We start from the raw sequence: 23,997 nt of genomic DNA on the forward strand, positions 1-23,997 counted from the left end.
GGTTGGCCTGCACCTTGTTTGCAAGTACCGGCTCAGCGCAGGTAGCGCGCAAACCAGGCCAGCGTGCGCTCCCAGGCCAGCTTCGCCGCCGCCTCGTCATAGCGCGGGGTGGAATCGTTGTGGAAGCCGTGGTTCGTGCCCGGGTAGATGTGCGCCTCGTACACCTTGCCGTTGGCTTTCAGCGCGGCCTCGTACGCCGGCCAGGTGGCGTTGACGCGCTCATCGGTTTGCGCAAAGTGCAGCAGCAGCGGCGCCTGGATCTTCGGCACATCGGCCGGGTCGGCCTGGCGGCCATAGAACGGCACCGCGGCGGCCAGCTCGGGGTAGGCCACGGCCGCGGCATTGCACACACCACCGCCATAGCAGAAGCCGGTGATGCCGACCTTGCCGGTGGTGCGGCCCTCGGCCAGCAGGTAGTCGATGGCGGCGAAGAAGTCGTTCATCAGCCTGGCCGGATCGACCTGCGCCTGCAGCTCGCGGCCACGGTCGTCATTGCCCGGATAACCGCCCACCGAGCTCAGCCCGTCCGGCGCCAGTGCGAGGTAACCGGCCTTGGCCACACGCCGCGCCACATCCTCGATGTAGGGGTTCAGGCCGCGGTTCTCGTGCACCACCACCACGCCGGGCAGCGGGCCATCGGCCTTTGCCGGGCGCACCTGGTAGGCGCGCACCTGGCCGTGGCCATTGGGCGAGGGGTAGGTGATGTACTCGGCGACGATGTCCGGGTCGGTGAAGCTCACCTGCGCGGCCAGCGCGTAATCCGGGCTCAGTGCCGCCAGAATGCCCACCGCGGTCAGGCTGCCCACCGCATAGGTGGCCGCGCGCTCAAGGAAATCCCGGCGGCTCAGCTTGCCGTGGACGTAACCGTCATACAGCTCCAGCAACTCAGGCGCGAAATCCTTGGCGGTCAGTCGGGGCATGGGGAGCTCTCCGGGTGGGATGGGGAGAAGCTAACAGAGGCGTGTGCGCGGATGGGTTCTACCCCGAAATCACGGACTGTTTGGAAAGGGCTGAAAACTTCTGATCCTGTTTGACCCGTCGCCGTCGCATCCTGGGGTTGTGGCGGCGCTCGATGTATTCGAACACATCGGACCGGGCGGCATCGAGTGTGGGATACGTTGTGCGATAGATCCGCTCGCGCTTGAGCAATCCGAAAAAGCCCTCGCAGGCTGCATTGTCGCCACAATGCCCCACCGCACTCATCGAGCAGAGCAGGCCGTTGGCGGCCAGGTAGTCCTGGTAATCACCGCTACGAAATTGGCTGCCTCGATCGGAATGCAGGATCAGCGGATGCTGCTCCTGACGCTGCCAAACCGCCATCTGCACGGCCCTGATCACCATCTGCCGGTCCTGGCGGTGGTGCATGGACCAACCCACAATGCGCTGGTCAAACAGGTCCAGCACGACGCACAGATACAGCTTGGCCTGCTGGGTCTTGATCTCGGTGATGTCGGTCACCCACTTGGTTTCCGGCTCCAGGGCGCTGAAATCACGCTCCAGCAGGTTGCGCACGCCCGGCGGCGTCAGTGTCGGTTGAGCGCGCTGGCCACGCCGTTTCGGGCGTGGCCAGCCCTGCAGGCCCGCTGCCGCCATCAATCGGGCAACCCGATTTCGACTGGCCGTCAGCCCTTCCTCGACCAGAGCTTCCTGCATGCGGCCGGCCCCCAGCGTGCCCCGGCTGTCCTGATGCAGCGCATGGATACGGCTCAGCAAGCGCTCGTTGTCGCGCTGGCGGGCACTGGGCAGTCGCTTGCTCCAGTCGTAGTAGCCACTGGTCGATACCCGCAGGCAGCGGCACATCAGGCGAATCGGAAACTCATCGCGGCAACGTTCGATCACCTGATACCTCAGGATGATGCCTTGGCAAAGAACGTCGCCGCTTCTCGCAAAAAATCCCGCTCCTTGGTGATCCTGGCCAACTCGCGCTTGAGCCGGGCAACCTCCTCGTCACGCGGGCTCCCGGTACCCGCAAAGGCGGCTTTCCCCACCGTCTCCGCCTCCCGCTTCCAGCGGGTCAGCAGACTGTCGCGGATGCCCAGCTCACGGGCCACCTGGGCGCAGCTGACACCGGGCCGACTGGCTTGCTCCACCGCGCCACGCTTGAACTCGGCACTGAACTTGCGACGCTTTGACATGAACACTCCTCATGGCCTCGATCGGCCTTCTTGTAAGTGTCCGTGAAAACGGGGGTGAACCCCTGGAAACAAACCCTCGATAGGGCGGCCACTCTCCAGGAGGCAACATGCTTTCAAGCTTGCTCCACTCTCGGATCAACGGGGTCAGGTTGAAGTTACTGCCATAAAAACGGGGCGCCCAATGGGCGCCCCGTCTTGTCTTCCAGCAATGTCCCGCGCTCCCGCTGTTACGCCTGCTGCTCGCGCGCAATCGCGCGCCAGCCGATATCCAAGCGGTGAAACTCGTTGGCCCAGTTGACCTTGGCCACACCGGCATAGGCATTGGCCTGGGCGTCGGCCACCGAGGAGCCAAGGGCAGCAACGCAGAGCACGCGGCCGCCGGCACTGATGATGTTGCCATCGGCATCCTGTGCGGTGCCGGCGTGGAAGACCTTGGCGCCGCCGTGCTGGATATCGCCCAGGTCGCTGTCCAGGCCGGTGATGACATCGCCGGTGATCGGGCTTTCCGGGTACGGTTTGGCGGCCATGACCACGCCCAGGCTGGGGCGTTCATCCCACTGGGCGGTGGTGGTGGCGAGCTTGCCGTCGATCGCGGCTTCGATGAGGTCGACCAGGTCGGAGGTCAGGCGCAGCATCACCGGCTGGGTTTCCGGGTCGCCGAAGCGGACGTTGAATTCGATGACCTTGGGCGCGCCGGCCGCATCAATCATCAGCCCGGCATACAGGAAGCCGGTGAACGGTACGCCGTCCTTGATCATGCCCTGCACGGTCGGGTTGACCACCTCGCGCATCACGCGCGCATGCACTTCCGGGGTGACGACCGGGGCCGGGGAGTAGGCGCCCATGCCGCCGGTGTTGGGGCCGGTGTCGCCATCGCCCACGCGCTTGTGGTCCTGGCTGGTGGCCATCGGCAGGGCGGTGGTGCCATCGACCATGGAGATGAAGCTGGCTTCTTCGCCCTCGAGGAATTCCTCGATGACCACGCGGGCGCCGGCATCGCCGAAGGCATTGCCGCTGAGCATGTCGCGCACGGCGTCCTCGGCCTCGGCCAGGGTCATCGCCACGATCACGCCCTTGCCGGCGGCCAGGCCGTCGGCCTTGATCACGATCGGGGCGCCCTTCTCACGCACGTAGGCCAGCGCGGCGTCCACATCCGTGTGCACGGCGTAGAACGCGGTCGGGATGCCGTGGCGGGCGAGGAAATCCTTGGCGAACGCCTTGCTGCCTTCCAGCTGGGCGGCGGCGGCGGTCGGCCCGAAGATACGCAAGCCGGCGGCACGGAAGGCATCGACCACGCCCAGCACCAGCGGCACTTCCGGGCCGACCACGGTCAGGCCGACGCCTTCATCGATGGCCAGCTTGAGCAGGCCGTCGATGTCGCTGACCTTGACCGCGACGTTGCGGCACCTGGGCTCCAACGCGGTGCCGGCGTTGCCGGGGGCGACCAGCACCTCGCTGACGCGGGCGGACTGGGCCAGCTTCCAGGCCAGGGCGTGCTCGCGGCCGCCGGAACCGATGACAAGGATCTTCATGGGGGATGTGTCCGTAACAGGTCAGGAAGTGGGGCAGGTGTCAGCCGGCAGCCTGGCTTCGAAGAACAGGGCGCCATCGGCATCGACGAAGCGCCGGCGCACGCTGCCGCCGGCATCCAGGTAGGGCTTCAGCGCCGGGCTGTCGCACAGCTCGGTCATCGCTTCGGTTTCGTCGGCTTCCAGCGCATCGCGCAGGTGCGGTTTGGCATCGAGCTGGGCGACGCGGGCCTCGGCAAAGCGGATTTCCAGCACCAAGTCGGCGCCGCCGGCAAATGCCCGCTCGGTGACCAGGCCATCGCGATAGGGCGCCGGCAGGGCGGCATTGCTGGCGGCAATGGCCGCCTCGCGCGCCTGGCCCAGGCCGTTGCCCTGGCAGGCGGCGAGCAGGGGCAGCAAGGCAAGCAGTGGCAACAGGCGAGGGCTCATCGGCAATGGCTGTCCAGTTCGGGGGAAGGGTAGTGGCGCTGGGCCGGGTCGTATTCCAGGCGCAGGTTCTGGATCACCGCGTTGCCGCAGGCCACGCCGCTGAAGCGCAGTTCCAGCGGCCAGAAACCGCTGTCGGTGCGGCTGCTGTCGGCCTGCCACTGGCTGCGCAGCTGGCGCAGGCCGGCCTCGCAGTCGGGGCTGGGCAGGGCGGCGGCCGCGGCGGCATCGCTGTTGGGGGCCAGCGCGTCATCATCACTGCTGCCGGCGCTGGTGCACTGCAGCTGGGCATGGTTGTCGTAGCGGCTCAAAAAGCGCGCCACCTGGCGCAGCTGCTGCTGATCCACCGCCATCAGCACGGTTTCGTTCTGCATGGCCTGGTTGGCATCGCCCACGCCGGCCTCGATGGCCACGCCGGGAATGTCCGGGCCGAGCGCGACCAGCGACAGGCTGCCGACCACGCCGCCGCTGCCCAGGGTGATGCCACGCCGGCCGTCGACCGTTTCCAGGCCGCCGTTGGCATCGGCGCGCAGCAGCCAGAGGTCGAGCAGGCCGGGCTCATCGGCGGCGGCATCGTCGCGGTTGGCGCAGATGGCCACCAGGCTGTGCTGGATGCCGGCGATCTCCACCGCCTCGTCCAGGCACTGGTAGCGGTGCAGCGGACGGTTGCCGTCGCGGTCGCGCCAGGCCTGGTCGGCGCTGGCCTGCTCGCCGTAGGTGGCCCGCCGCCAGCTGGCCAGGCGGCTGGCGCGTTCGCTGGCGCTCAGTTGCGCCGGGGCGCTGGGCGGCGGTGGCTGCTCGCTGGCGCTGTCGGCTGCCGGGGTGGCATCGAACAGGCCGCAACCGGCCAGGCCGGCAGCGAGCAGCAGCGCACACGCGCTGGAAGTCAGGTGACGTGTGCGCATCGGCCGTTTCCCTCAGTGGCGGAAGTGACGCACGCCGGTGAACACCATCGCGATGCCGTGCTCGTTGGCGGCGGCAATCACTTCGGCATCGCGCATCGAACCGCCCGGCTGGATGACGGCAGTGATGCCGGCTTCGGCCGCGGCGTCCAGGCCGTCACGGAACGGGAAGAAGGCGTCGGAGGCCATCACCGAACCCGGTACGACCAGGCCGGCGTCATTGGCCTTGATGCCGGCGATGCGCGCGGAGTAGACGCGGCTCATCTGGCCGGCGCCGACGCCGATGGTGCGCTCGTCCTTGGCATACACAATCGCGTTGGACTTGACGTACTTGGCCACGCGCCAGGCAAACAGCAGGTCGCGCAGCTCGGCTTCGGTCGGGGCGCGGTCGGTGACGGTGGTCAGTTCGCCCAGGCTCATGCCGCGGTTGTCGGCCGACTGCACCAGCAGGCCGGAGCCGATGCGCTTGAGGTCATAGCCGTTGCGGCCCTCGCCTTGCGGAATGCGCAGCACGCGCACGTTGGCCTTCTTGGTGGCGTAGGCCAGGGCCTCAATGCTGTAGTCCGGGGCGATCAGCACCTCGACGAACTGGCGGTCCAGGATGGAGGCCATCAGCGCCGCGTCCACCGGCTGGTTGAAGGCGATGATGCCGCCGAACGCGCTGGTCGGGTCGGTGTCGTAGGCCTTTTCATACGCATCGGCGATGGTCGCGGCCACGGCCACACCGCAGGGGTTGGCGTGCTTGACGATGACGCAGGCCGGGACATCGAACTGGCGCACGCATTCCAGCGCGGCATCGGCGTCGGCCAGGTTGTTGTAGCTCAGCTCCTTGCCCTGCAGCTGCTCAAACGTGGCCAGGGTGCCCGGCACCGGGTTCAGGTCACGGAAGAAGGCGCCGGTCTGGTGCGGGTTCTCGCCGTAGCGCAGGTCCATCACCTTGACGAAGGACTGGTTGAGCTGGGCCGGGTATTCGGAACGGACCGGAACTTCGGAAGTTTCGGTCACCGCCGAGAGGTAGTTGCTGATGGCCGCGTCGTACTGGGCCACGCGGTTGAACGCGGCCACCGACAGCGCAAAGCGCTGGGCGCTGGAGAGCTGGCCGTTGTTGGCTTCCAGCTCGGCGATCAGGCCGGGGTACTGGTCCGGGCTGGTGGCCACGGCGACGCGGACGAAATTCTTGGCCGCGCTGCGCAGCATCGCCGGGCCGCCGATGTCGATGTTCTCCACCGCATCGGCCAGGGTGCAGCCGGCCTTGGCGGTGACCGCCTCGAACGGGTAGAGGTTGAGTACCAGCAGGTCGATCGGGGCGATGCCGTGCTCGGCCATCACCGCATCATCGGTGCCGGCGCGGCCGAGCAGGCCGCCGTGGACCATCGGGTGCAGGGTCTTGACCCGGCCGTCCATCATTTCCGGGAAACCGGTGACCTCGGCCACATCCTTGACCGGCAGGCCGGCCTCGCGGATCGCCTTGGCGGTGCCGCCGGTGGAGAGCAGCTCGACGCCGCGTGCGGCCAGGGCGGAGGCCAGCTCGATCAGGCCGGTCTTGTCGGAAACGGAGAGCAGGGCCCGGCGGACGGGCAGCAGATCACAGGCCATGGGGCGGATCACAGCGGTGGGAGTGGGGGCCCTATTGTAGCCGCCGTGTCATCAGGGCTGGGGGTGCCGGAAGACCTGCGCCGGACGTGGGCGCTTGCCGGACCCGGCCGGCGATGGGTTAGGCTGTGCCGGCCTTGACAAGGATGAGCGGGTTCGGGTCGTGTCGATCTATGCACTGAAAGGACGTTTCCAGGACCTGCTGCGGCCGGCCGTCGGTGCTCTGTACCGGCTGGGGGTCACCGCCAACACGGTGACCGTGGCCGCCGCGCTGGGCTCGCTGCTGGTGGCCGCCGGCATCTGGTACCGGGCGCCGGCGCAGCCACTGCTGTACCTGGCCCTGCCGTTGTGGATGCTGTTGCGCATGGCGCTCAATGCGGTGGACGGCATGCTGGCGCGCGAGTTCGGCCAGCAGTCGCGGCTGGGCGCCTATCTGAACGAGCTGTGCGATGTGATCGCCGATGCGGCGCTGTACCTGAGCCTGCTCAGCGTGCCGGGCGTACACGCCGAGGCGCTGTGGCTGCTGGCCTGGAGTGCGGCGCTGAGCGAATACGCTGGCGTACTCGGACCGATGGTCGGTGCCGGCCGCCGCTACGACGGGCCGATGGGCAAGAGCGACCGTGCCTTCGTCATCGGCGTGCTCGGGCTGCTGCTGGCCTTTGCCTGGGTCGGCGGCGCCACCGTGAGCGCGGTGGCCTGGGGGCTGTCGCTGCTGTGCGCGCTGACCCTGGTCCGCCGGGTGCGCCAGGGGCTGAAACAAGCGGCGGCGACGCCATTGCAGTAAATGGATTGAATTGAATTGACTGGCGCCGCTGTGGGTGCCGCAGCGGCACATCACCAGGAGATTGCATGCGTAAGGCGCAGGAGAGGGAGTTCCACAGCTTTGACCAGGCCGCACTGTTTTACCGGCATTGGCCGGCCATCCAGCCAGGCGCGCCGGCCAGGGCGATCGTGCTGCTGCATCGCGGGCATGAGCATTCGGGCCGGGTGGCGCATCTGGTTGACGAGCTCGACCTGCCCGACACCGCCTTCTTTGCCTGGGATGCGCGCGGCAACGGCCGTTCCCCGGGGCAACGCGGTGATGCCCCCGGGTTTGACGCCCTGGTGCGTGACCTGGACAGTTTCATCGCCCATATCGGCAGCGAACATGGCATCGCGGTGGAGGACATCGTGGTGATCGCACAGAGTGTGGGCGCGGTCGTTGCGGCGACCTGGGTGCACGATTACGCCCCGCGGCTGCGTGCGCTGGTGCTGGCCTCGCCGGCGTTCAAGGTCAAACTGTATGTGCCGTTCGCACGCCCGGGGCTGGCACTGATGCAGAAGCTGCGTGGCAACTTCTTCGTCAACAGCTACGTCAAGCCGCAATGGCTGACCCATGACCCGGCGCGGGTGGACAGCTACCGCAATGACCCGCTGATCACCCGGCCGATTTCGGTGCGGGTGCTGTTGGGCCTGTACGCGACCGCCGACCGCGTGGTGGCCGATGCGCAGGCCATCAGCGTGCCGCTGCAGCTGCTGGTGTCCGGTGCCGATTTCGTCGTGCACCGTGGCCCGCAGGACCGCTTCTACGAGCGCCTGTCCAGCCCGGTCAAGCAGCGCGTCTACCTGCCCGGTTTCTTCCACGACACCTTGGGCGAGCGCGATCGGGCGCCGGCATTGGCGGCGATCCGCAGCTTCATCCAGGCGCGCTTTGCCGAGCCGCTGCGCACGCTGTCGCGGCGTGATGCCCACCGCCATGGGCCGAGCTTCGACGAGGCCGAGATCCTGGCGTGGCCGCCGCAGCGCAACAGCCTGGCCGACCTGCGCTGGCGTGCGGTGCGTGCCGGGCTGCGCCTGGGCGGGCGGCTGTCGGAGGGCATCGCGCTGGGCCTGGCCACCGGCTTTGATTCGGGCAGCTCGCTGGATTACATCTACCGCAACCAGGCCCAGGGCTGGGGCCCGCTGGGGCGGCTGGTGGACCGCATCTACCTGGAGGCGATCGGCTGGCGCGGTATCCGCATCCGTGGCCAGCACCTGCAGCAGCTGCTGGTGGAGGCCGCCACGCGCCTGCGCGGGCAGGGCCTGCCGGTGCGCGTGCTGGACGTGGCCGCCGGCCATGGCCGTTACGTGCTCCAGGCGCTGGGCCAGGGCGGACAGCGCGCCGATGCGATTTTGCTGCGTGATTTCAGCGACCTGAACGTGACCCACGGCCAGGCGCTGATCGAGCAGCTGGGTGCCGGCGACATTGCCCGTTTCGAACAGGGCGATGCCTTCGACCCGGCACAGCTGGCGGCGGTCGAGCCGCCACCGACGCTGGCGGTGGTGTCCGGCCTGTACGAGCTGTTCAGCGACAACGATGCGGTGCTGCGCTCGCTGCAGGGCATTGCCGCGGCGGTGCCGGTGGGCGGCTACCTGGCCTATACCGGCCAGCCCTGGCATCCGCAGCTGGAGTTCATCGCCCGGGCACTGACCAGCCATCGCGATGGCGTGGCCTGGGTAATGCGCCGGCGCAGCCAGCAGGAAATGGACGAGCTGGTGCGCCTGGCCGGGTTTGAAAAGGTGGCCCAGCGTATTGATGAATTTGGCATTTTCAGCGTGTCGCTGGCACGCCGGGTTGGCTGAGGATGACCAGCGTGACCACCACCGCGGTGGCAGCGGCTCCAGCCACGGCGCGGCCGTGGCGACGCGCATTGTTGTGGCTGGCCGTGCTCGGCCCGTTCTTCTTTGCCAGCTACGGCTTTGCCAATTGGATGGCCGCCCGCCAGCCCGTGGTGCCGGTGCTGGTGTTCGGCTGGGAAAGCGCGATCCCGTTCCTGCCGTGGACGATCGTGCCGTACTGGTCGATCGATGCGTTCTACGCGCTGTCGCTGTTGCTGTGCCGGCAGCGGCTGGAACTGGACCGGCATGCGCTGCGCCTGCTCAGCGCGCAGCTGATCGCGGTGACCTGCTTCCTGCTCTGGCCGCTGCGCTTCAGCTTCCAGCGCCCGGCCACCGATGGCGTGTACGGCTGGCTGTTCGATGTGCTGCTCGGCTTTGACAAGCCGTTCAACCAGGCCCCGTCGCTGCACATCGTGTTGCTGGTCGTGCTCTGGGTGAAGTTTGCCCAGTACCTGCACGGCCACTGGCGCTGGCTGCTACATGGCTGGGCACTGCTGATCGGGGTCTCTGTGCTGACCACCTTCCAGCACCATTTCATCGACATCCCGACCGGGCTGCTGGTCGGCTGGCTGTGCGTGTGGCTATGGCCCGAGCAGGGCACGCCACCGCTGCGTGCGTGGCAGGCCACGCGTGATCGCCGGCGCTGGCGGCTGGCCATGCTGTACCTGCTCGGGGCGGCGCTGCTGATCCTGCCGGCGCTATGGCTGGGCGGGGCGGCGCTGTGGTTGCTGTGGCCGGTAGCCTCGCTGCTGCTGGTGGCCCTGGGCTATGCCGGGCTGGGTGCGGGCGTGTTCCAGAAGCGTGCCGATGGCCGCCTGGGGCTGGCCGCGCGCTGGCTGCTGGCGCCGTACCTGGGCGCGGCCTGGCTCAACTCGCGGCTGTGGACCTGGCGCGCGTCGCAGCCGGTGGCGGTGGCCGACGGGGTCTGGCTGGGACGGATGCCGGGCCGCGCATTGCCGGCGCCGCTGCTGGCGGTGGTCGACACCTGCGCCGAGCTGTCCTGCCCGGCGCCGGGCGCGGCCTATGCCAGCGTGCCGATGCTTGACCTGGTGGTGCCTGATCCTGAGCAGCTGCGCGCAGCCGCCGCGGCGATCGAGCGCCTGCGCGCGCACGGCCCGCTGCTGGTGTGCTGCGCGCTGGGGTATTCGCGCAGTGCCGCCAGTGTGGCGACCTGGCTGCTGTGCAGCGGCCGCGCGCGCAGCGTGGACGAGGCGGTGGCCCGACTGCGCGCGGTGCGGCCGGCCATCGTGCTGCATCCGGCACACCGGCAGGCGATTGCGATGGCGGCTGGAGTCGGTACATGAGCGCGTTGCCGGCGCTGCCGATGATGCAACTGCTGCTGCGCCAGGGCCGGCTGCCGGCGACATTGTCGCTGGGGCTGCTGCTGGTGGCGTTGCTGCTGCTCGGGCTGGTGCCCGCGCCGGCGCCGGTCAGCCAGGTGCTGTGGCTGGCCAGTGTGGCCGGCGGGCTGGTGCAGGGCTACTACGCCTGGCGGCTGCAGCTCGATGCCGGCCTGCTGCAGCTGCTGCAGGACCAGGGCCTTGGCGGCGAGGCCGCCGCGCGCTGGCTGGATGAGCAGCTGCAGGCCACTGGCCTGAGGCCGGCAGCGGCGGCTGCGGCAACATGTGGCTGGGAACTGCGCTGGGCCGGCATGCGCCGGCTGCTGCTGCGCCAGCACCTGGCCTGTGCACTGCAGTTGGCCACGCTGCTGCTGGCGCTGGGCTGGCCGTTGATTTGAACAGGAGCAAGCCATGTTTGCCGAACTGATCGCCCGCGCCTGCAGTGGCGCCATCCAGCTGCTGACCGGCGCGCGTGCGCTGTGGCTTGGCTGCGCGCCTTCCAGTGCCCACCGGGTCTATTACGGAAACCACACCAGCCACGGCGATTTCGTGCTGATCTGGTCATCGTTGCCGCCGGCGCTGCGCCGCCAGGTGCGCCCGGTGGCGGCGGCCGACTACTGGCAGCGTGACCGCCTGCGCCGTTACCTGATTGATGCGGTGTTCAACGCCGTGCTGGTCCAGCGCGAGGCGGCCAGCCGTCAGCACGATCCGCTGCAGGTGCTGTGCACGGCGGTGGACCAGGGCTGTTCGTTGATCCTGTTCCCGGAAGGCACCCGCAACAGTGGCGAGGAGACACTGCTGCCGTTCAAGAGCGGCATCTACCACCTGGCCCGGCAGCGCCCGGAGCTGGAGTTCGTGCCGGTGTGGATCGACAACCTGAAGCGGGTGATGCCCAAGGGGCGGTTGTTGCCGCTGCCGCTGCTGTGCACGGCCAGCTTCGGCACGCCGCTGCGGCTGCAGGCCGGCGAGGACAAGGCCGCCTTCCTCGCGCGCAGCCGGCAGGCGCTGCTGGCACTGGCACCGGAGGGCGCACGCGCATGAACAGCTTGTTGATTCCGGTTTCCGCCGACCTGGCCACACGCAGCGTCGGCCAGCAGAGCAGCCTGCTGTTTGCCGGCATCGGCGCAGTGCTGGTACTGGCCACGCTGGTGGCCGAGATGCTGAGCTGGCGCCAGCGTCGGCGTGGCCAGCCCAGTGCGGTGATTGCCAACCTGGTGGCACGCATCCGCGCCTGGTGGGTGATGGTGATCGTGGTCGGGCTGGCGCTGCTGTTCGGCCGTGCCGGGGTGATCGTGCTGTTTGCGCTGATCTCGCTGTTGGCCCTGCGCGAGTTCATCACCCTGGCACCGACCCGTTCGGGAGATTACTACGCACTGCTGGCGGCCTTCTACCTGGTGTTGCCGTGGCAGTACTACCTGGTCTGGATCGATTGGTACGGCCTGTACACGCTGCTGATCCCGGTCTACGCGTTTTTGTTCCTGCCGATCCTGGCCACCATCGGTGGTGATACCACCCACTATCTGGAGCGCACGGCCAAGGTGCAGTGGGGGCTGATGATCTGCGTGTTCTGCCTGTCGCACGTGCCGCTGCTGCTGAACCTGCAGGTGCCCGGGCATGACCCGGCGCGCAACCTGCTGCTGTTCGCCTTCCTGGTGATCGTGGTGCAGTCCTCGGACGTGCTGCAGTACATCTGGGGCAAGCTGCTGGGCCGGCACCTGATCGCGCCAAAGCTGTCACCATCCAAGACCGTGGAAGGCTTTGTCGGCGGCGTGCTCAGTGCCAGCGTGCTCGGCGCGGGGCTGTGGTGGATCACCCCGTTCACGCCGTTGCAGGCGTTCGCGCTGTCGCTGTTGATCACCCTGATGGGCTTCTGGGGCGGGTTGGTGATGTCGGCGATCAAGCGCGACCGCGGGATCAAGGACTGGGGCCACCTGATCGAGGGCCATGGCGGCGTGCTCGACCGGCTGGATTCGGTGTGTTTTGCCGCGCCGGTGTTCTTCCACGTGGTGCGTTACTACTGGAAGGCCGGTGGCGGCTGAGGGCCGGCCAGCGCGGCTGCCGCGGGCGGCTCAGACAGATTCGATCAGGCAGATTCGATCAGGCCGTATTCGCGCAGCTTCTTGCGCAGGGTGGCGCGGTGGATGCCGAGCATCGCCGCGGCGCGGCTCTGGTTGCCTTCGCAGTGGTTGAGCACTTCGGTGAACAGCGGGATCTCCATCTCGCGCAGCACCACCTCGTAAACGTCATCGGCATCACAGCCATCCAGGTCGCGCAGGTAGCGGCGGACAGCCTGGGCAACGTTTTCACGCAACGGCGGGCGGGTGGCGCCACGACTGTTGTCAGGACGGGAGGCGGGTACGTTCAAGGGAGTTTCCGGCGAGGTTGATACCGGCCAGCGAGGTGGCCGTGCAGGTGCCAAGTCTAACGCGCCACGCCGGCAGGGTCACGCCCCGGGCCTAGCGGAAGCGGAAGTGGAAGGCTTCGGCCGCCGGTTCAGGCTCGACCAGCTGGAAGCGCGCCTGGGCACTCTGCCCGGGAGCCAGTGTCAGCCCGTCGTCGCCGCCGAGGTATTCGGCCGGGGAGAAGATCCGCTGACCGCTGACCTGGCCATCGGCGGTGGACAGGGTCAGCTCGATCAGCGGCAGCGCCTGGGCAAAGCGGGCGTCATTGCGGAAGCTGGCTTCCACCTGCAGCGTGCCGGGCTGGCCGGGTACCGGCAGCACGCTGCGCTCGAGCATGGTGAAGGCTTCCGGTTCCTGCCAGGCCGGCAGGTTGCAGGCCAGCAGCCCGCACAGCGATTGCAGCCAGGGCCGGTGGGTGGCACTGCTGGCCAGCCGTGCGCGGTCAGCCAGCACCACCTGCAGCAGCAGCAACAGCGCCAGGCCCAGCAACACGGCCCACTGCCAGCGTGCCGCGGCCGGCCCGGGCCGGTGCTGGCGCAGGAAGGTCGGGGTTGCCTCGACGGCTGCGCCTGCGGCGGTCAGCGGGGTGCCGTCCGCTGCGGGCAACGGCACGGTTTCGGTCTGCGTGGCCATGGCCGGCGCGGCCGTGGCCGGGATGCCGGCGTCGGCGGCTGGCAGCGCGTCGCTGCGGGCCTGCGCTGCGTCGCTGACCGTATCAGCGGTCACATCAGCAGCCGCATCACCGGTTGCATCACCGGTGTTCTCACTGCCGCTTGCGGCGGCGGGACTGCGCAGCAGGGCGGCAAGGGACTGGCGGGGCGGGTGGTGCGGGCTCATCGGCGTTAACGGCGGCGGCCTTCAATCCGCATCCAGTCGCCATCGCGGGTCGCGACCAGGTCATCGAACCAGGCTGCGTAACGCTGCAGCAGTTCGTCCTCCTGGCCATGCAGGATGCCCGACAGGGCAATCCGCCCGCCGCTGGCGACGCGGCTGGCCAGCACCTCGGCCAGTGCATCCAGGGCGCTGGCCAGGATGTTGGCCACCACCACCGGATAGGTCGCCACCGGCTCGTCCTCGGGCAGGCAGGCGGTGATCTGCACGCCGTTGCGCTGGGCGTTGTCGTTGGTGGCGATGATCGCCTGCGGGTCGTTGTCCACGCCCACCGCCGCGGCGGCGCCGAGCTTGAGCGCGGCCAGCGCGAGGATGCCCGAGCCGCAGCCGAAATCCAGCACCGTCTGCCCGGCCAGCAGGCCCTCGTCGGCCAGGCCATCGAGCCAGCGCAGGCACAGCGCGGTGGTCGGGTGGGTGCCCGAACCAAAGGCCAGGCCCGGATCCAGGCGCACGATCGCCGCATCGGCGGTCTGCGCGGCTTCCGGCAGTTCATGGTTCCACGGCACGATCCAGGTGCGCCGGCCAAACGACATCGGCTTGAAGGTATCCAGCCAGGCGCGCTCCCAGTCCTCGTCGGCCACCGCCCGGAAGCTGACCCCGGACCAGTCCAGGCCGCTGTCAAACGCTTCCAGTGCGGCCAGCAGCGCCAGCGCGTTGGTATCGGCATCGAACAGCGCGGTCAGCACCAGTTCGTTCCACAACGGCAGCTCGCCCACCCCCGGTTCGAGGATCGCCCGCTCGTTGCTGGTGTCGGCATCGGCATCGAGCAGGGTGACCGACAGCGCACCGAGGTCTTCCAGCGCGTTCTCGTAACGGGGCTGGGTGGTTTCGGTGCAGCGCAGGGTGAGTTCGAGAAATGGCATGGTGGGGCGGACAGCAACAAGACAGAAGCGGGCATCGTAGACGAGCCGGCGGCTGATTGCGCGGTTGGATTGGCCGCCGGTTCGATCCGTTGCCGCAACTGGTTAGACTTTACCCAGACATTCCACTGGCTCCGGCCGCCCTGCATGCTTTGCGCCACGTCCAAAAACCTGCGTTGTCCGTGGTTGCTGTCAGCGGCGGCGGTGCTGTTGGTGCTGGGAATCTACAGCGCCCAGTGGCTGCGGCAGGCGGCGGGCGTGTCCGGCAGCAGCGGCCGTACCGGCAGCAGCCAGGTGGCGCAGGTGCCGCGGCCACTGCCGCTGGCCTCGGCGCAGGCGCATCCGGCGGGCTTGCCGCCGGCACATCCGGCCGACCACGCGCCGGACCGTCCGCTGGACATGCGACAGGCGCTGGAAGCGCGCGAGGATCTGTTTGATTACGCCGCGCAGCTGCGGCTTGCCGCCGATGGTGGTGATGCTCAGGCAGCGTGGACGATGACCCGCATCTACGATTACTGCGGCCTGTATGCCAGCGACCCGCAGGGCTATGCCCTGGACAGCGCGATGCTGTCGGCGCTGGATCTGCAGGCAAGCCCCGGCCTGTTGGCCGCGCGGCAGCAGGTGGGCCGGCGTTGTGCCGGTTTTGCCGCCGCCGAGCCGCCGGGCCGGCGGGTGCTGCTGCAGCGCCGGCAACAGGCGGCCCAGGCGGGCAACCTGGCTGCCGAAGCGGCGCTGCTGGCGATGGGCGAGCCCCTGAGCCCGCAGCCGCAGTACCGGCAGGAGCTGGTCCGGCGGGTGATCCAGTCACAGGATCCGGAAGCCTTCCTGGCGCTGTCGCCGGCAATGGGCGCGGCGGCGGCCGGGGACCTGGCACTGAGCGGGACGGTGGCCGGCAACACGCTCAGCCAGCTGGCCTGGCAGGTGGCTGCCTGCCGCCTGGGCCTGGCCTGCGGCCCGGACAGTGTGTTGATGAATGGCTATTGCGCCAATGGCGGGATCTGCTCACGCAGGCCCGGCCAGGATTTTGAATCTTTTGTGTTCGATGCCGCGGTTCCGCGACAGGGTGTGGAAAAAATGAACGAGCTGATCAACAGCCTGCGGCGCACGCCGGCGCGGGGGGAGTTGCAATGAAACACCGTCGTTTTCTGCATGGCGCCAAATTCTGGGTCTGGGTCCTGCTGCTGGGCACCTATTCGGCCGGCGCGGTCGGGGTGCTGCTGGTGGATGCCTGGGAGGAGCGTTACCGCAGTCTTTCCCGGGTCAAGCTGACCACGGTGCAGTCCGATCCGGACCTGCGCCGTGCCGGCGCCGGCCAGATTGCCGCCATCTACCGGGCCCAGAGCGGCACGCCGTTTTCCACCCTGCCCTCGGGCAGTTCGCTGCAGATCATCTGGCCCGATGGTTCCACCGAAACGGTGATGGTCCTGGACCCGGCCGCTGCGCTGGGCGCCGAGCCGGTGGAGGGCAGCCAGCTCAGCGCTGCCGAGGTTGCCGGCCGGTAAGCCGTACGGCCGCCGCCGCCGCTGCGTCCGCGCGCGGGCAGGCGGTGGAACGCGGGCCAGGCAACGGGCAAAGAAAAAGGCGGGATTCCCCGCCTTTTTCCGTTGTCGCGCAGCGCTGGCTCAGGTCAGCGCGATCGACTTGGTCTTGCGCTCGGCCAGACGCTTTTCCAGGTAGTGGATGTTCTGGCCACCGGCCTGGAAGCCGACATCGCGCATGATCCGCTGCTGCAGCGGGATGTTGCTCTTGATGCCCTCGATCACCGTCTCGTTCAGCGCCACCCGCATGCGGGCGATGGCGGTTTCACGGTCCGGGCCATGCACGATGAGCTTGCCGATCATCGAGTCATAGTTCGGCGGCACCTTGTAGCCGGCGTAGATGTGGGTATCCACGCGCACCCCCGGGCCACCGGGCGGGTGGAAGGCGGTGATCGTGCCCGGGTGCGGCATGAAGCTTTCCGGGTCCTCGGCGTTGATCCGGCACTCGATCGCGTGGCCGCTCAGCACCACGTCGCTCTGCTTGATCGACAGCTTCTGGCCGCAGGCGATGCGCAGCTGTTCGGCAACCAGGTCGATGCCGGTGACCATTTCGGTGACCGGGTGTTCGACCTGGATGCGGGTGTTCATTTCAATGAAGTAGAAACGGCCGTCCTCGAACAGGAACTCGAAGGTGCCGGCGCCGCGGTAGCCAATACGGATGCAGGCATCGACGCAGACCTTGCCGATTTCCGCACGCAGTTCCTCGCTGATCCCCGGTGCCGGGGCTTCCTCGACCACCTTCTGGTGGCGGCGCTGCATCGAGCAGTCGCGCTCGCCCAGGTGGATGGCATTGCCCTGGCCGTCGGCCAGCACCTGGATTTCCACATGGCGCGGATTCTCCAGGTACTTCTCCATGTAGACCTCGCCGTTGCCGAAGGCCGCCTTGGCCTCGGACTTGGTGGTCTCGATGGCCGACTTCAGCGCGCCCTCGGCATGCACCACGCGCATGCCACGGCCGCCGCCGCCGCCGGAGGCCTTGATGATGACCGGGTAGCCGATCTCGCGGGCGATCTTGGTATTGGTGACGATGTCATCGCCCAGCGGGCCGCCCGAGCCGGGCACGCACGGCACGCCGGCAGCCTTCATCGCGCGGATTGCCTCGACCTTGTCGCCCATCAGGCGGATGGTTTCCGGGCGCGGGCCGATGAACACGAAGCCGGACTGCTCCACGCGCTCGGCAAAATCGGCGTTTTCCGACAGGAAACCGTAGCCGGGATGGATGGCCTGGGCATCGGTGACTTCGGCCGCGGCAATGATCCGCGGCATGTTCAGGTAGCTTTCCGCCGACGGGCCCGGGCCGATGCAGACCGATTCATCGGCCATCGCCACGTGCTTGAGGTTGCGGTCCACGGTGGAGTGCACGGCCACGGTGCGGATGCCCAGCGCCTGGCAGGCACGCACGATGCGCAATGCGATTTCGCCACGGTTGGCGATGACGACCTTCTCGATCATGGCCGCGCCCTCAGGCGATCACGAACAGCGGCTGGTCAAATTCGACCGGCTGGCCGTTCTGGCCCAGGATCGCCACCACGGTGCCCGCGGTTTCGGCCTCGATCGGGTTGAACATCTTCATCGCTTCGATGATGGCCAGGGTCTCGCCGGCCTTGACCGCCTGGCCGACGCTGACGAACGGCGGCTTGTCCGGGGCCGAGGAGGCGTAATAGGTGCCGACCATCGGCGCGCGCTGCACGAAGCCTTCCGGCAGCGCATTGCCGGCCGGCTTGCTGCCGCCGGTCGGGGCTTCGGTCGGCGAGCTCATCGGCATCGCCGGGGCCGGTGCGGCGGCCATCGGGGCGGCCATCATCGGCGCCGGCATGGCATAGGCGCCGGTCGGCGCGCGCGACAGCCGCACCGATTCCTCGCCTTCCTTGATCTCGATCTCGGCCAGGTTGGATTCTTCCAGCAGGTCGATCAGCTTCTTGATTTTACGCAGGTCCATGGATGCCTCTTCTTGCTATGTCAGGTGGTGCCCGCCGCGGTGGGGCGCAGGGGACGGGTTAAAGCCGGGCCAGCGCTGCATCCAGCGCGTAGCGGTAGGAATCGGCGCCAAAGCCGCAGATCACGCCCACGGCCTTGTCGGAGAAATAGCTGTGCGCACGGAACGGTTCGCGCGCATGCGGGTTGGACAGGTGGATCTCGATGAACGGAATGGCCACCGCCGCCAGCGCATCGCGTAGCGCCACCGAGGTATGGGTGAAGGCGGCCGGGTTGATCAGGATGAAGGCGGTGCCGTCCGCGCGCGCGGCCTGGATACGCTCGATCAGCACGTGCTCGGCATTGGCCTGCAGGCTTTCCAGCTGGTGGCCGGCGGCCTGCGCGGTGGCGAGCAGCGCGGCATCGATGTCGGCCAGCGTGGTGTGGCCATAGACCGCCGGTTCACGGGTGCCAAGCAGGTTGAGGTTGGGGCCATGCAGAACCAGCAGTCGAGCCATCGGTGCAACGCGCAGCGGAAAGGGGAGCAGTCTGCTTGATGCGGTGGATGCTGTCTAGTTCGCCGAAGTTGTGCGTGTTTGAAACAGTTGTTTGATATTCGGCGGCGTATGGCGACCGGATCAATTGCCCCGATTGGCCCAGCCGGCAATCTCGCCAGGTGCAAACGGGCCGAGCTTGCGTTTATGCAGGCGGCCCTGGGCATCGATCAGCACCGTATAGGGCAGCAGCCCGCGTGCATTGCCGAGCGCCACGCTGCTGTCGGCCGGGCCGGGTGGCTCGATCGCGATCGGGTAGGGCACCGGTATGCGCTGCAGGAACGCGTGCACCGCCTCCGGGCTGTCCAGCGCCAGGCCGATCACCTGGATCCCGTTGTCGCCCTGTTCGCTGGCGAAGGCGGCCAGTTCCGGCATTTCCTCGACACAGGGCGCACACCAGCTGGCCCAGACGTTGATCAGCAGTGGCCGGCCGCGCAGGGCCGACAACGGCAGCGGGGTGCCATCCAGCGCGGTCAGTGCCAGGTCCTCGGGCAGGATGTCGCCCTCGACCAGGCCGGGTGGCCGCTGGCCGGGCAGGTCCGGGGCAGCGGGCGTGGCGGCGAAGTAACCGCCGTGCCACAGGCCGGCACCGAGGCCGGCCGCAGCGGCCAGGGCGATCAGCAGCGCCCACTGGCCGCGCCGGCTCATCGCGCCGCGCGCAGCAGCGCGTCCTCGACCATCGACTGGGTCAGCACGGTGGGCAGCACCCGCGGCGGCGCGCCGGGGCCGTAGACCACATACAGCGGCACGCCCACGGCCTTGTGCTCGGCCAGGAAGGCGCTGATCGCCGGGTCGACATTGGTCCAGTCCCCGCGCATGTACACCGCCCCGGTGCGGCGCAGGACATCGGCAAAGGCCTCGCGTTCGATGACGTTGCGCTCGTTGGCCTTGCAGGTCACGCACCAGTCGGCGGTCATGTTGACGAACACCACCCGGTTGTCGGCGCGCAGGCGGTCGAGCAGGCCGGGGTCATAGGCGACATGCCGGTTGCCGGTGGTTGCGGCCACGGCTGCCGGCGGCGGCAGCCGCCCGACCAGCCAGGCCGGGCTCAGCGCTACGGCGGCCAGCAGCAGGGCCACGGCGGCGGTGCCGCGGCGTTCGCGCCACAGGCTGCGCTCGGCCCACCACAGCGCCAGCGCCAGCAGCGCCAGCCCGGCCAGCAGCAGTGCCATGCCATCGACGCCGCGCTGCTTGCCCAGCACCCACAGCAGCCAGATCGCGGTGACATACATCGGGAAGGCCATCAGCTGCTTGAAGGTCTCCATCCACGCTCCCGGGCGCGGCAGCCGGTCGGCCAGCGCCGGGACGAAGCCGATCAGCAGGAAAGGCAGCGCCAGCCCCAGCCCGAGCATCGCAAACACCAGCAGCGACAGCAGCGGCGGGGCGGCAAAGGCATAGGCCAGCGCACCGCCCATGAACGGGGCGATGCAGGGGCTGGCCATCACGCAGGCCAGCACCCCGGTGAGGAAATCACCGGCCGGGCCGCTGCGCTGGCCGAGCAGGCGGCTGAACGGGCCAATGCTGCCGCGGCCGACACTGAACACGCCGGACAGGCTCAGGCCCATCGCGAACATCAGGTAGACCAGGCCGGCCACGAACACCGGCTGCTGCAGCTGGAAGCCCCAGCCGGCGGCCTGGCCGGCGGTACGCAGGGCCAGCACCAGCGCACCGATCGCGGTGAAGGCGGTGAGTACCCCGGCGGTGTACCACAGCGCATGGCCGCGGGCGTGGGCCCGGCTTTCCCCGCTCTGCGCCAGCCCCAGCGCCTTGAGCGAGAGCACCGGCAGCACGCAGGGCATCAGGTTCAGCAGCAGGCCGCCGGCCAGCGCCAGCAGCAGCGCCAGCCACAGCGTGCTGCCACTGGATTGCCCCGGCGGGGTCGAGCGCAGCGCGTTGTCGGCGCTGGCATCGCCGGTTTCGGCCTGGGTGGTGCTGCGCGGGCGCACCATCAGGCTGCCCGGCGGTGCCGGCAGGATGCTGTCGGCCACGCTTTCGCGCCCGGGCAGCGGCTCCTGCTGTGGGCTGACCACGGTGGCCGGCGGCAACGCCGGCCGGGTTGCCGCGGCCTGGGCGGCCTGTGCCTGGGCGGGGGTCTCCAGCGTGCCGCGCGGGATCTCGACCCGGATGCGCCGGGTCAGCGGCGGGTAGCAGATGCCCTGGTCCTGGCAGCCCTGGAAGGTCGCCACCAGGGTCGCACTGCCGCCGCCGGCGGCCTGGCGGCGCAGTGGCAGGCGCACCTCCACCGGGTCGAAATAGACCACGGTATGGCCGAAGTACTCATCGTGGTGCTGCTTGCCGGCCGGCCATTGCGCGGTGCCGGTGCGGACACCGTCCAGCCCTTCCAGGCTGAACGCGCTGCGGTCGCGGTACAGGTAATAGCCCGGTGCCGGGGTGAAACGCAGCAGCAGGGTGTTGCCGCCGTCGGCGACGGCCTCCAGCCGGTAGGCCTGCTCGGCCGGCAGTGGCAGGCCGGGGCCATTGTCCGTGCCGGGCAGGCGCAGCCCGGCCGCGTTGCCCGGGTTGCCGCCCAGGCCCGGCAGGTTGAACAGGCCGGCGCCGTTTGCCGCCGGCGCGCTGGCGCTTGGCAGGACCACGCTGATGGTGCGCTTCTGCGGCGGATAGCACACGCCGATATCGGCGCAGCCCTGGTAGTGCACTTCCAGGCTGACCCGGTTGCTGTCGTTGCCGGCGCGGCCGGGCAGCTGGGCCGACAGTTGCCCGCGGTAGGTTTCCACCGGGCCGAAGAATTCATCCACATGCGCCTTGCCCGGCGGCAGCTGCAAGGTGCCGGCGGCAAAGCCATCAGCGGCCACCACGCGGGTGCGGTGGCGGTACAGGTAATAGCCATCGGCAATGGCCCAGTGCAGGTCGATGCGCTCGCGGCTGTCGGCCCTGGCGCTGAGGGCAAAGGCCTGGTCCACCGGCAGCAGGTCGCGCTCGTCGACGGCGCTGGCGGCAAACGCACTGGCGCCCAGGGTAATCAGCGCACACAGGCGCAACAGCAATGACATCGGTCAATCATCCTCGGCAGTGTTTTGTGCCACCCAGGCCAGATAGGCCGGCAGCCCGTCACTGACCTGCAGGGCCAGGATCTCCGGGACGTCGTAGGGGTGGTGGGTCTGGATATGGGCCATCGCCTCGGCGCGGCGGGCATTGCTGGTCTTGATGACCAGCTGGATCTCGCTCTCGCGCTGGATCTGGCCTTGCCAGCGGTAGGTCGAGACCAGCCCGGGCAGTTGGCTGACGCAGGCGGCCAGACGGGCAGTGACCAGCGAATCGGCCAGCGACTGCGCGCTGGCAGCATCCGGGCAGGTGGTCAACAGCAGGCAGATGGCGGTATCGGACATGGCGCGGGCCAGTATAGGGTGCGCGCGCGCCCAGGTGCCGGGCCGGCAGCAAGGCCGGCCCGGTACGTCTGCGCTCAGTTGGCCAGCTGGCAGGTGGCCGGCTTGCTCGAGGTGAACAGGGCGGCGGTGGCCCACTGCGGGTTGTCGATGAACGGGTTGCGGTTGCCCTGGAAGCTCTGCACCACATCGTTGCGGGTACGTTCGGCTGCATCCGGCGGATCGAGCTGGTGCCAGGCCAGCAGGGTCGAAAGCAGGCCCATGTACGCCGGCGAGGACGAGGTGATCACGATCTTGCTGCGGTCGTCGGTCAGCTCCAGGTCCGGCTCGGCCTGCTGGGTGATCGGGTGCCGGCCGCCCTCGTAACGCACGGCCATGTAGAGCACGGCACGGGCAATATCACCCTTGCGGCTGTCCCAGGTCTCGAAGCTGCCGCCATTGCCGTCCGGGCCGATGAACCAGTTGCGGTCACCGCGGGCGGTGGTGCCGCCATCGCCGTTGTTGGCCTCGGTGGCCAGTGCGGTGCAGCCACTGGTGCAGTTGGCCAGCGGCTTGTTGCCCCGGCTGGAGTTGTAGTTGGTATCGGACAGGTAAAGCATGTGCGCATCGGTGTGCGGGGCATTGGGCAGGCCCTTGTCACCGGTGGTGGAGGAAAAGCCCAGCGACTTGGGCCAGGTGTGCTCGCGGTTGTAGGTCAGGCCCGAGCCGGTACCGGCACGCGCCGAGACCTTGGCGTAGCTGCGGTTGCGGTAGATGTCCAGGATGTTGTTGGGGTTGTTCGGGTCCTCGTCGGCGATTTCCAGGATGGTCCAGGTGTTGGTCCCGGTGCTGCTGCTGTACGGGTAGGAGGTGTGGCCCTTGATCGTGTGGTGGATCGAGCAGCGCAGCTGTGAGGCACTGGAGGTGTTGACCTGCGACCAGTAGCCGCCGGTGGCCGCGGCCACGCTGAAGTTGACCGTGGTGTTGGCCGCCGGAGTCAGGCCGTCGGCATCGGTCAGCTTGCTGGCGATGACATTGAGCTGGCAGCTGGCGCCCGGGGCGAGCACGCTGGCCGGTGCCAGCGCAAAGCTGGTGCCGCTGGACGGATGGGACAGTGCGATCGGGCTGCCGCCGCAGCTCAGGCTGAACGCGCCGCTGGCGGCGGTGACCGCTTCGGAGAAGTTGACCAGCAGGTCGGCGGCCATCGGCACGCCGCTGGCACCATCGACCGGGGTGGTGTTCAGTACGCTCGGGCGCGGGCCGGTGCTGCCACCGCCGCCGCTGAAGGTCTGGGCGGTGTTGCAGCTGCCGAAGGTGGCTGCTGCCGAGCTGCGCCAGCTGAAATCAGCCGCCGAGGCGCCGTTGCCGGCCAGCTGCAGCGAGGTGCCGGGCGCGGTCGAATTGGTTTCCGACACCGGGATGGCGGTGCTGGTCATGCCCGCTGCCGGGCCGTTGGAGGCCTTCAGCGTGCCCTCGTAGCTGAGGAACTGCACCACCTGTCCATTGCCATTTACCAGCGCGATGCCGTCGTTGCCACCGTTCTGGACCAGGTTGTTCGAACGCAGGCTGGCCACCGACACCGTGCCACCGCAGCTGACCGCGCTGCCGGCCGGCAGCTGGCGGGTGGAATAGGTGGTGCCGGCGCTGGCGGTGGCGCCGTTGTAGAGCACGATCGAATAGCTGGCCAGGTTTTCGCCCGCGGTGGCGACGACCTCGATGCCTTCGTTGATGTCGTTGTTGCTGTTGTCGTAGTGCAGCTCGTTGATGAATACCGCCGCCATCGCCGGCGCGGCCAGGGTGGTGGACAGCAGGGCCAGGGCCAGAGGCCGCAGGCGGAGTCGCATCGTCATCGGGGTCGTCCTGAGAATATGAATGGGCCGTAAGTTCCGGCGGTGCGAGCGTATTCCGGCCGTGATGACGGTTGTGGGTCCAGATGCGGGAATTGTGACCGGG

The 23,997-nt window shown here is 68.7% G+C and carries 24 protein-coding genes; 8 read left to right on the forward strand and 16 right to left on the reverse strand.

What is annotated here, in order from left to right:
• Window positions 1-32: 32 nt before the first annotated feature.
• From yghX to purH, 6 genes are all read right to left on the reverse strand, one after another.
• A complete protein-coding gene (gene yghX, locus ABB25_RS10595) occupies window positions 33-920 on the reverse strand; it encodes a YghX family hydrolase (protein WP_057666597.1) in 888 nt (295 codons plus the stop codon).
• Between the two features lie 58 nt (window positions 921-978).
• Window positions 979-2,135 (reverse strand): IS3 family transposase gene (locus ABB25_RS10600; protein WP_152981183.1). Its coding sequence is split into 2 segments (ribosomal slippage): window positions 979-1,895 and window positions 1,895-2,135, totalling 1,158 coding nucleotides; the frame shifts between segments, so codons are not numbered across the junction.
• A 227-nt stretch (window positions 2,136-2,362) separates the two neighbouring features.
• A complete protein-coding gene (gene purD / locus ABB25_RS10610; protein WP_057666600.1) occupies window positions 2,363-3,667 on the reverse strand; it encodes a phosphoribosylamine--glycine ligase in 1,305 nt (434 codons plus the stop codon).
• Between the two features lie 21 nt (window positions 3,668-3,688).
• Window positions 3,689-4,093, reverse strand: a complete 405-nt coding sequence (locus ABB25_RS10615) for a hypothetical protein (protein WP_057666603.1) — start codon at window positions 4,091-4,093, stop codon at window positions 3,689-3,691.
• On the reverse strand, window positions 4,090-4,995 hold the full coding sequence (locus ABB25_RS10620) for a hypothetical protein (RefSeq protein WP_057666604.1): 906 nt from the start codon (window positions 4,993-4,995) through the stop codon (window positions 4,090-4,092). The genes ABB25_RS10615 and ABB25_RS10620 overlap by 4 nt, the downstream gene beginning before the upstream one ends.
• Before the next feature lie 12 nt (window positions 4,996-5,007).
• Window positions 5,008-6,588 (reverse strand): bifunctional phosphoribosylaminoimidazolecarboxamide formyltransferase/IMP cyclohydrolase, encoded by a 1,581-nt coding sequence (gene purH / locus ABB25_RS10625; RefSeq protein WP_057666606.1) that lies wholly within the window; start codon window positions 6,586-6,588, stop codon window positions 5,008-5,010.
• A gap of 160 nt (window positions 6,589-6,748) precedes the next feature.
• On the opposite strand from purH, the gene ABB25_RS10630 reads away from it, so the two are divergent.
• The 6 genes from ABB25_RS10630 to ABB25_RS10655 all read left to right on the forward strand — a co-directional run bounded on the left by ABB25_RS10630 (window position 6,749) and on the right by ABB25_RS10655 (window position 12,601).
• Window positions 6,749-7,369 carry a CDP-alcohol phosphatidyltransferase family protein gene (locus ABB25_RS10630; protein WP_057666608.1) on the forward strand — a complete coding sequence of 207 codons (621 nt, stop codon included), beginning with the start codon at window positions 6,749-6,751 and terminating at the stop codon, window positions 7,367-7,369.
• Between the two features lie 65 nt (window positions 7,370-7,434).
• Window positions 7,435-9,186, forward strand: a complete 1,752-nt coding sequence (locus ABB25_RS10635; protein ID WP_057666609.1) for a bifunctional alpha/beta hydrolase/class I SAM-dependent methyltransferase — start codon at window positions 7,435-7,437, stop codon at window positions 9,184-9,186.
• Between the two features lie 2 nt (window positions 9,187-9,188).
• Window positions 9,189-10,526 carry a phosphatase PAP2/dual specificity phosphatase family protein gene (locus tag ABB25_RS10640; protein ID WP_057666611.1) on the forward strand — a complete coding sequence of 446 codons (1,338 nt, stop codon included), beginning with the start codon at window positions 9,189-9,191 and terminating at the stop codon, window positions 10,524-10,526.
• A complete protein-coding gene (locus tag ABB25_RS10645; protein WP_057666613.1) occupies window positions 10,523-10,960 on the forward strand; it encodes a hypothetical protein in 438 nt (145 codons plus the stop codon). The genes ABB25_RS10640 and ABB25_RS10645 overlap by 4 nt, the downstream gene beginning before the upstream one ends.
• Before the next feature lie 13 nt (window positions 10,961-10,973).
• On the forward strand, window positions 10,974-11,603 hold the full coding sequence (locus tag ABB25_RS10650; RefSeq protein WP_057666615.1) for a lysophospholipid acyltransferase family protein: 630 nt from the start codon (window positions 10,974-10,976) through the stop codon (window positions 11,601-11,603).
• The gene (locus ABB25_RS10655) at window positions 11,600-12,601 is read left to right on the forward strand and encodes a phosphatidate cytidylyltransferase (protein ID WP_057666617.1); all 1,002 of its coding nucleotides are present in this window, start codon (window positions 11,600-11,602) and stop codon (window positions 12,599-12,601) included. Before ABB25_RS10650 ends, ABB25_RS10655 begins: the two co-directional genes overlap by 4 nt.
• A gap of 44 nt (window positions 12,602-12,645) precedes the next feature.
• On the opposite strand, the gene fis is transcribed toward ABB25_RS10655, so the two are convergent.
• The 3 genes from fis to prmA all read right to left on the reverse strand — a co-directional run bounded on the left by fis (window position 12,646) and on the right by prmA (window position 14,718).
• Window positions 12,646-12,927 carry a DNA-binding transcriptional regulator Fis gene (gene fis, locus ABB25_RS10660; protein WP_057666619.1) on the reverse strand — a complete coding sequence of 94 codons (282 nt, stop codon included), beginning with the start codon at window positions 12,925-12,927 and terminating at the stop codon, window positions 12,646-12,648.
• Window positions 12,928-13,018: 91 nt separating this feature from the next.
• A complete protein-coding gene (locus ABB25_RS10665) occupies window positions 13,019-13,801 on the reverse strand; it encodes a DUF3426 domain-containing protein (RefSeq protein WP_057666621.1) in 783 nt (260 codons plus the stop codon).
• 5 nt (window positions 13,802-13,806) lie between these two features.
• Complete coding sequence (gene prmA, locus ABB25_RS10670; protein WP_057666623.1) at window positions 13,807-14,718, reverse strand: 50S ribosomal protein L11 methyltransferase; 912 nt, start codon at window positions 14,716-14,718, stop codon at window positions 13,807-13,809.
• A 210-nt stretch (window positions 14,719-14,928) separates the two neighbouring features.
• Between prmA and ABB25_RS10675 the strand changes: the two genes are divergently transcribed.
• Together ABB25_RS10675 and ABB25_RS10680 are read left to right on the forward strand one after the other, a co-directional pair.
• Window positions 14,929-15,846, forward strand: a complete 918-nt coding sequence (locus tag ABB25_RS10675) for a hypothetical protein (RefSeq protein ID WP_244477808.1) — start codon at window positions 14,929-14,931, stop codon at window positions 15,844-15,846.
• Window positions 15,843-16,217, forward strand: coding sequence for a hypothetical protein (locus tag ABB25_RS10680; protein ID WP_057666625.1), 375 nt, complete (start codon window positions 15,843-15,845; stop codon window positions 16,215-16,217). The genes ABB25_RS10675 and ABB25_RS10680 overlap by 4 nt, the downstream gene beginning before the upstream one ends.
• Window positions 16,218-16,337: 120 nt before the next feature.
• Here ABB25_RS10680 and accC read toward each other — a convergent pair whose 3' ends face one another.
• The 7 genes from accC to ABB25_RS10715 all read right to left on the reverse strand — a co-directional run bounded on the left by accC (window position 16,338) and on the right by ABB25_RS10715 (window position 23,894).
• Window positions 16,338-17,705 (reverse strand): acetyl-CoA carboxylase biotin carboxylase subunit, encoded by a 1,368-nt coding sequence (gene accC, locus ABB25_RS10685; protein WP_057666627.1) that lies wholly within the window; start codon window positions 17,703-17,705, stop codon window positions 16,338-16,340.
• 10 nt (window positions 17,706-17,715) lie between these two features.
• The gene (accB, locus tag ABB25_RS10690; RefSeq protein ID WP_057666629.1) at window positions 17,716-18,192 is read right to left on the reverse strand and encodes an acetyl-CoA carboxylase biotin carboxyl carrier protein; all 477 of its coding nucleotides are present in this window, start codon (window positions 18,190-18,192) and stop codon (window positions 17,716-17,718) included.
• A 58-nt stretch (window positions 18,193-18,250) separates the two neighbouring features.
• Entirely contained in the window at window positions 18,251-18,685 is a 435-nt protein-coding gene (aroQ, locus tag ABB25_RS10695; protein ID WP_057666631.1) for a type II 3-dehydroquinate dehydratase, read from the reverse strand.
• A 120-nt stretch (window positions 18,686-18,805) separates the two neighbouring features.
• Window positions 18,806-19,369: a TlpA disulfide reductase family protein gene (locus ABB25_RS10700; protein ID WP_057666633.1), complete on the reverse strand. Its 564-nt coding sequence runs from the start codon at window positions 19,367-19,369 to the stop codon at window positions 18,806-18,808.
• Window positions 19,366-21,732 carry a protein-disulfide reductase DsbD family protein gene (locus ABB25_RS10705; RefSeq protein WP_057666635.1) on the reverse strand — a complete coding sequence of 789 codons (2,367 nt, stop codon included), beginning with the start codon at window positions 21,730-21,732 and terminating at the stop codon, window positions 19,366-19,368. Before ABB25_RS10705 ends, ABB25_RS10700 begins: the two co-directional genes overlap by 4 nt.
• A 3-nt stretch (window positions 21,733-21,735) precedes the next feature.
• A complete protein-coding gene (gene cutA / locus ABB25_RS10710) occupies window positions 21,736-22,068 on the reverse strand; it encodes a divalent-cation tolerance protein CutA (protein WP_057666638.1) in 333 nt (110 codons plus the stop codon).
• Between the two features lie 74 nt (window positions 22,069-22,142).
• A complete protein-coding gene (locus ABB25_RS10715) occupies window positions 22,143-23,894 on the reverse strand; it encodes an endonuclease (RefSeq protein WP_425477329.1) in 1,752 nt (583 codons plus the stop codon).
• Window positions 23,895-23,997: the final 103 nt, after the last annotated feature.

Origin of the sequence: Stenotrophomonas koreensis (assembly GCF_001431525.1) — a bacterium.
Classification (GTDB): domain Bacteria; phylum Pseudomonadota; class Gammaproteobacteria; order Xanthomonadales; family Xanthomonadaceae; genus Stenotrophomonas; species Stenotrophomonas koreensis.

Excerpts from the sequence above, each read along its gene's own strand:
- yghX (WP_057666597.1), bottom strand. The coding sequence starts at position 920 with ATGCCCCGACTGACCGCCAAGGATTTCGCGCCTGAGTTGCTGGAGCTG.
- aroQ (WP_057666631.1), bottom strand. The coding sequence starts at position 18,685 with ATGGCTCGACTGCTGGTTCTGCATGGCCCCAACCTCAACCTGCTTGGC.
- ABB25_RS10680 (WP_057666625.1), top strand. The coding sequence starts at position 15,843 with ATGAAACACCGTCGTTTTCTGCATGGCGCCAAATTCTGGGTCTGGGTC.
- accB (WP_057666629.1), bottom strand. The coding sequence starts at position 18,192 with ATGGACCTGCGTAAAATCAAGAAGCTGATCGACCTGCTGGAAGAATCC.
- purH (WP_057666606.1), bottom strand. The coding sequence starts at position 6,588 with ATGGCCTGTGATCTGCTGCCCGTCCGCCGGGCCCTGCTCTCCGTTTCC.
- ABB25_RS10620 (WP_057666604.1), bottom strand. The coding sequence starts at position 4,995 with ATGCGCACACGTCACCTGACTTCCAGCGCGTGTGCGCTGCTGCTCGCT.
- cutA (WP_057666638.1), bottom strand. The coding sequence starts at position 22,068 with ATGTCCGATACCGCCATCTGCCTGCTGTTGACCACCTGCCCGGATGCT.
- accC (WP_057666627.1), bottom strand. The coding sequence starts at position 17,705 with ATGATCGAGAAGGTCGTCATCGCCAACCGTGGCGAAATCGCATTGCGC.
- ABB25_RS10655 (WP_057666617.1), top strand. The coding sequence starts at position 11,600 with ATGAACAGCTTGTTGATTCCGGTTTCCGCCGACCTGGCCACACGCAGC.
- ABB25_RS10715 (WP_425477329.1), bottom strand. The coding sequence starts at position 23,894 with ATGACGATGCGACTCCGCCTGCGGCCTCTGGCCCTGGCCCTGCTGTCC.
- ABB25_RS10700 (WP_057666633.1), bottom strand. The coding sequence starts at position 19,369 with ATGAGCCGGCGCGGCCAGTGGGCGCTGCTGATCGCCCTGGCCGCTGCG.
- prmA (WP_057666623.1), bottom strand. The coding sequence starts at position 14,718 with ATGCCATTTCTCGAACTCACCCTGCGCTGCACCGAAACCACCCAGCCC.
- ABB25_RS10650 (WP_057666615.1), top strand. The coding sequence starts at position 10,974 with ATGTTTGCCGAACTGATCGCCCGCGCCTGCAGTGGCGCCATCCAGCTG.
- ABB25_RS10665 (WP_057666621.1), bottom strand. The coding sequence starts at position 13,801 with ATGAGCCCGCACCACCCGCCCCGCCAGTCCCTTGCCGCCCTGCTGCGC.
- ABB25_RS10645 (WP_057666613.1), top strand. The coding sequence starts at position 10,523 with ATGAGCGCGTTGCCGGCGCTGCCGATGATGCAACTGCTGCTGCGCCAG.
- ABB25_RS10635 (WP_057666609.1), top strand. The coding sequence starts at position 7,435 with ATGCGTAAGGCGCAGGAGAGGGAGTTCCACAGCTTTGACCAGGCCGCA.
- ABB25_RS10615 (WP_057666603.1), bottom strand. The coding sequence starts at position 4,093 with ATGAGCCCTCGCCTGTTGCCACTGCTTGCCTTGCTGCCCCTGCTCGCC.
- ABB25_RS10705 (WP_057666635.1), bottom strand. The coding sequence starts at position 21,732 with ATGTCATTGCTGTTGCGCCTGTGTGCGCTGATTACCCTGGGCGCCAGT.
- purD (WP_057666600.1), bottom strand. The coding sequence starts at position 3,667 with ATGAAGATCCTTGTCATCGGTTCCGGCGGCCGCGAGCACGCCCTGGCC.
- ABB25_RS10640 (WP_057666611.1), top strand. The coding sequence starts at position 9,189 with ATGACCAGCGTGACCACCACCGCGGTGGCAGCGGCTCCAGCCACGGCG.